At 60.6% G+C, this 5,295-nt stretch carries 5 protein-coding genes; all 5 read right to left on the reverse strand.

The window, feature by feature from the left end:
• Positions 1–1,076, reverse strand: a 1,076-nt coding sequence (locus GXX82_12115) for a hypothetical protein (GenBank protein ID NLT23783.1), incomplete at its 3' end; no start/stop codon positions are given.
• Positions 1,077–1,481, reverse strand: coding sequence for a DUF4150 domain-containing protein (locus GXX82_12120; protein NLT23784.1), 405 nt, complete (start codon positions 1,479–1,481; stop codon positions 1,077–1,079).
• Positions 1,482–1,492: 11 nt separating this feature from the next.
• The gene (locus tag GXX82_12125; GenBank protein ID NLT23785.1) at positions 1,493–2,125 is read right to left on the reverse strand and encodes a DUF3540 domain-containing protein; all 633 of its coding nucleotides are present in this window, start codon (positions 2,123–2,125) and stop codon (positions 1,493–1,495) included.
• Between the two features lie 275 nt (positions 2,126–2,400).
• Positions 2,401–3,441 carry a pentapeptide repeat-containing protein gene (locus GXX82_12130; GenBank protein ID NLT23786.1) on the reverse strand — a complete coding sequence of 347 codons (1,041 nt, stop codon included), beginning with the start codon at positions 3,439–3,441 and terminating at the stop codon, positions 2,401–2,403.
• A gap of 18 nt (positions 3,442–3,459) precedes the next feature.
• Positions 3,460–5,295, reverse strand: a 1,836-nt coding sequence (locus GXX82_12135) for a pentapeptide repeat-containing protein (GenBank protein ID NLT23787.1), incomplete at its 5' end; no start/stop codon positions are given.

The following is a 5,295-nucleotide window of genomic DNA, read 5'->3' on the forward strand; positions in this document are numbered from 1 at the left end:
ACGATCTTCTCAAAGAGGGCGATGGGCATGTGCCGCCGCGCCTCGACGGGCTGCGGGTGGTAGCGCACCGGGCAGTACCAGCACCGGGCGTTGCAGTAGGAAAAGGGGTCGATCTGGGCCGTGCCAATACCGCCCGCGGAGAGTTTGGAGCGTATCCAGTCCCTGGTGACAGGGAAAGAGCCCTCATCAGCGGGGTCTTTCACGGTGCGTTCCCGGAAATTGACGCCGGAATGCCGCTCGTACTCCTCAATGGAGCGCATAGTGCCGAGGCTGTAAGGACCGAGGTCGGCGACCTCGCCGCTCCGCATGAGCAGGGTCCGCATTCTGGCCTTTGCCGTCAAGGACCTTTCCCCCCAGTTACCGTGGTCGTCCCAGTGCTTGCGGTCCGTCTTCCTTGTATAATAATGGTAGACGATGGGGTGGTGGCAGTGATAGATGTCGTAGCCGTGGGTGTAGGCCCTCACGGCGTAGGAGATCTCCTCCCCGTCAAAATAGAGATCGGGGTCGATAGGGACCTCCCGGTAAAGGTCGCCGATGGAGAAGACGAAGGCGGCGGAGATGGAAAAACCGCGGCTGAAAGCCTCGGATGGGGGCTTCTGCACGACGGAGGCCTTGAGCGCGATGGCGCCATCCTGGTTGAAGGAGCCCATCCTGTAGGTGAGATAGGCCCGGGGGAGGTTCCCGTCGTCGTCGGGGTCGTAGGATGGCATGAGGTTGCTGATGATGACCCGCCTGTTCCCCCTTTGCTGGAGCTTTCTCACACCGTCGACGCAGATCCTGTCCCAATCGCGAACGAACCGCATGTGACTGTCGATCTGGAGGACGAAATCCTCGCCGGCATAGAGCTTCTGCGCCTCATGGCGCGCCCAGCAGGCCCCCCGCGATTCCCTGTAGTCCGTGTCGATAACCCTGCAGCGGCGGTCATAGAGCTGCTCGAAGAACTCGTGGCTGTCATGCTGCCAGTTGATGCCGAACACGAGCCGTTCAGGATGGGCTGCCTTGACCATGCAATCCCGGATCGTCCTGTCCAGCTCGTTGTCCCGGTAGCTGGCGATGCTGATGAAGATGCTTTCCATCTACCCCAGGACAAGCACGGCGACCTGGCTCGGGGCGAGACTGACGCCCGGGGCGTTCATGGACAGGCCGTTGTGCCCCGTGATGCTCGTCATCCTCTGCGCCGGCGTGCCGCCTTTGAGGACGGTGAAACTGCCCAGAATAAACTCGGTGGGACCCATGACAAGGCCCGACGCGACCCCGAGGTTCACCCCGGCATTGTCACCGTTGCTTATCGTCCCCATCGACATCTGGTTGAGGGCGGGCATACCATCACACAGCACGGTAAGCGCCGCTGTTGCCGGGTTTGATGTGGCTCCCGTTGAAATATTGGGATAGGGGATGGGTATCGGTCCCACCGGTGTCGGCGTGAGACAGACGTCGGGAAAGCCCAGGTTCATCCCGCCCCCCATGGTATTCTGAAACATAATGCCTCCTCTCAGGCCAGGTGTATCTGCTCGGCATCTATCTTTACGTGGCCCTCGGCGATGTGCATCGTGTTCTTCGTGTGCATCGTCAGGGTGCCGTCGATGATCATCCGCGTGGAAGCGGACTGGACCTCCTCGTGTTCCTCCACATAGCGATATGACGATGTGAACCTCTGGACGGCCCGGCGTATGATGGTATCCATCGCCTCGGCCACGACCTTTATCCTCTCGATGTTGTTTTCGACGAGCCTCCCGAAGAAGGAGGCCCTTTCGATGGTGACCCTGCCCTTCTCAGCTGCGAGCTCGAAGTCCCTCGAGGCGAGCGACAGGACCTCGTCGCTCGCGAGAGACATGCGGCCGCCCTCGACCCGGATGCTGAGATCACCGTCAAAGGACAACTCGGTGGTCCTCCGGGTCCCTTCGGGCCTCTCGAGGATGGAGAGGATATAGGAAGAACCCGATTCGTCGAGGGAAAAGAGAACGATATCCCCCACTTGAGGGGTAACAAGGCAGCTCACCGCGACCGACGCCTCGATGACACCATGGTCCGACGTAACGATAAATCCCCCCTCGCAGGGGGCAGCTACCGTGCCATACTCCAGCGTCGGCTGAAGAAGTTCTGTTCTCGTTGCTGTCAGTTCCATGCTAGACCTCCGTGTTTTCGTGGTTCAGAATAGGACTTATAGGATAATAGGACCAATAGGACTTATAGGACCTATAGGACACATAAGACCTATAGGAAACAAGGCCCGAACTATTTCCCTAGCCCACATTTACACTATCTAATCCCTCTCATGATTTCTACCCGTCCTATACGTCCTATAGCGTCCTATATGTCTTATATGTCCTATAGCGTCCTATATGTCTTATATGTCCTATAGGTCCTATCACCCCTGCCCATCCCATCACTCCTTTGTTCTCACCCTTCCGCCTCCGCCAGATCCGGGTCGGTCCCGAGCGCCGCGCTTCTGTTCGACCGGTCCCAGATGGTGTGTTCCTCTATCGTGCGGTGCATCTTTGCCCTGCTCATTGTCGCCGAAGTGAAATCCGCCGCAGTAAGGTCGGCGTGGGAGAAATCCACGTACGTCGCGTTAACCCCGGAAAGCTTTGCTCCCCGGCAGATGGCCTTCGTAAAAATGGCCTGTTCCAGGTTGCAGCCGGAAAGGTCCGCGACGTTCAGGTTCGCCCCCTCGAAACAGGATTGCACCAGATAACATTTTCTGAGGCTCGCGCCGGAGAGGTTCGTGCCCATGAAAACGCTTCGTTCGCCGTTGGCCCCGTCGAGGACCGCCTGAGTCATGTCGGCGTTCATGAAGTTGGACATGGTGATATCGGCCCCGGTGAAATTGCACCCCTTGAGGTCGGCTCCGCCTGCCTGGGTCATGGTGAAGGTGGCGCCACTGAAGTCCTGGCCGGCGAGGCTGCAGTCACGGAGGAAGGTCTTGTGGATCTTCGCGCCCTTAAGCGTTGCCCCCGTCAGGTCCGCCTCATAGAAGACGGACTTGAAGAGCTCCGCCCCTGTCAGGTTCGTTCCCTTGAGAGACGCCTTGTAGAAAAGCGCCCGCGACAGGTCCGCCCCTGTCAGGTCCGCCGTGTCGAGTTTTGCGTTGTCCATGACGGCCCGCGACAGGTCCGCCCCCGCGAGCCTCGCCCCTGTCAGGTCCGCCCCCGTGAGGACGGCCTTCTGAAGGTTCGCCCGGGAGAGTATTGCGCCCGAGAGGTTCATCCCCATCCAGAGGACCTGCGCAAGGCTCGCCCCCTCCATGATGGCGCCGGTGAAATCGCACCCCTTGAAACCGGTCCGGACTATCCTGGCTCTCCTGAAGTCGGTGTTCCTGAAACCGACGCCCTCGAACCGGGCCCCCGAAAGGTCCTGGCCGGAGAGGTCCATCCCGGAAAGATCGACGTTCTCGATGGTGTCGTCGCGGGCAATGGCCTGAAAAAGTTCATCTCTCGTCATCGTATGTCGTCCACAGGTCTATTTCTTCTTCTCCTTCGGCGGCTCCGGCAGGAGGTCCACCCGCTTATGGAGCTTTGTCATCTTCAGGTTCGCGCCGTCGAGCTTCGTTTCACCCACGCCGGTGCGGTAGAATTCGGCCCCGTAGAGGTTCGCCTGGCGAAGGTCGGTCCTCACGAGCTTTGACTTGCGCAGGGACCCGAGGAAGAGGTTAATCTCTGTAAGGTCGGAATCACTCATGTTGGACTTGGTGAGCCGGGCTCCCTTTGCCGCAACCCCGGAGAGGTTCGTTCCCCTGAGGTCACATTCCTGCAGGAGGGCTCCCTCCATGGTGGATCCCCGGAAATCACTGCCTGAAAGGTCGGACTTCATGAAGCTTGCCCTGTCGCCCTTCGTGTTGGTGAAGTCGCTGTCGGTCATCACCGACCCCTGGAGTATCCTCGTATTGTGCATATCCGACCCGGAAAGATTCAGTTTTTCTCCCTTTGCCTCGATAAAGGCGGCCTGGCTCAACGTGCTCTTCGAGAAGTTGACCCCGTCCAGTTTCGCCTTGAGGAAGACCGCCTTCTCAAGGTTTGCCCCGGAGAAGTCCGCACCCGTCAGGTCCGCGGAGAGGAGGTACACCTTGGATGCCGAGGCGCCCGGAGCGCGGACGTTCTTCAGTATGGCCTTCTCGAGGAGGGTCTTGACCAGGACCGCCCCCGTGAGGGTGGCCCCCGTCAGGTCCGCCTCCGACATGACCGCCTGCGTCAGGTCCGCACCCGTCAGGTCCGCACCGGGGAACTTCGCCTTCTGGAAGATGCCCCGGGCGATCTTTGCGCCCTTGAGGGAGGCCTTTGAGAGGTCCGCCTCGTTGCAGATAGCCTGGGCGAAGTCCACGTTGTCAAGGGTGCTGCCGCTGAGGTTTGCCTTCTGAAGGTTGGCCGTCCTGAGATCTGCACCCGTGAGGTCGATGCCGGACAGGTCGAGGCCCGCCATGTTCCTGCCCGAGAGGGGAAGACCCTTGCCGTGCCGTTCGATCACCTCTTCGCGGGTCAGAGGCGTGAGGGGTGAGGGGCCGTCGGGGTCGAAACCCGCCTTGCCGAGCATCTTCTTTGCCCAGTCGGGCAGCCCGGCCTCAAGCTTTTTCTTGCCCGCGGCGAGCTGGGCCTTGCCTTCATCATAGCGCTTCGCGGAGTCGGCGAGCAGCCCCTCAGCCGCCTTCTCGGCCTCGGTCAGCTTCTCGTCGACATCGGCCGTCATGGCACCCTGGGTGACGAGATGCTTGCGAAGCGCCGCAAACTGCCCGGCGTACTTCTCCTTAGCCGCAAGGTACGGGTTTGCCCCTTCAGCGAGCGGCGGCGCCGTCTGTTTCATGATCTCATCGAGATTCTTTCCCGCCTTGCCGAGCTCCTTTCGGAGAACATCGAGGCCTGCCGCCTTCTTCGCATCCAGAAGGTCGAGCTTCGGCTTCATCTGCTTTTTCAGCTCGTCCTCGAACTTCTTGACGATCGCCTTGACGTCGATAGTGGGGATGAGGGCGGCCACAGCACCCGGCTCGGCTACGTCCACGTCCTTCGGTTTCGTCTCCGGCGCCGGGGCGACGCCGGGCTTAAGGGCGCCGGCAACCCACTGCCAGAGGTCGGCGCCGTCCCGTTTCGCCTCGAAGAGGTTCCTGCTGCCCGGCAAGGGAAGGGCTTCCGCCCCGGGGCAGAGTTTCTTCCAGGGTGCAAGGTCGAGGGTGTCCCTGCCCGCTTTTTCGTTGGAATACACGACGACGAGGAACTGCGGCGCCTTCTGCACGGTGCCGGCGGTCTCCTTGTCCACATCGACGGAGGGGTCTTTCATGGCGATGACAGCGCAGAAATCGCCAAGCTC

It is taken from the genome of Syntrophorhabdus sp., assembly GCA_012719415.1.
Classification (GTDB): Bacteria; Desulfobacterota; Syntrophorhabdia; order Syntrophorhabdales; family Syntrophorhabdaceae; genus Delta-02.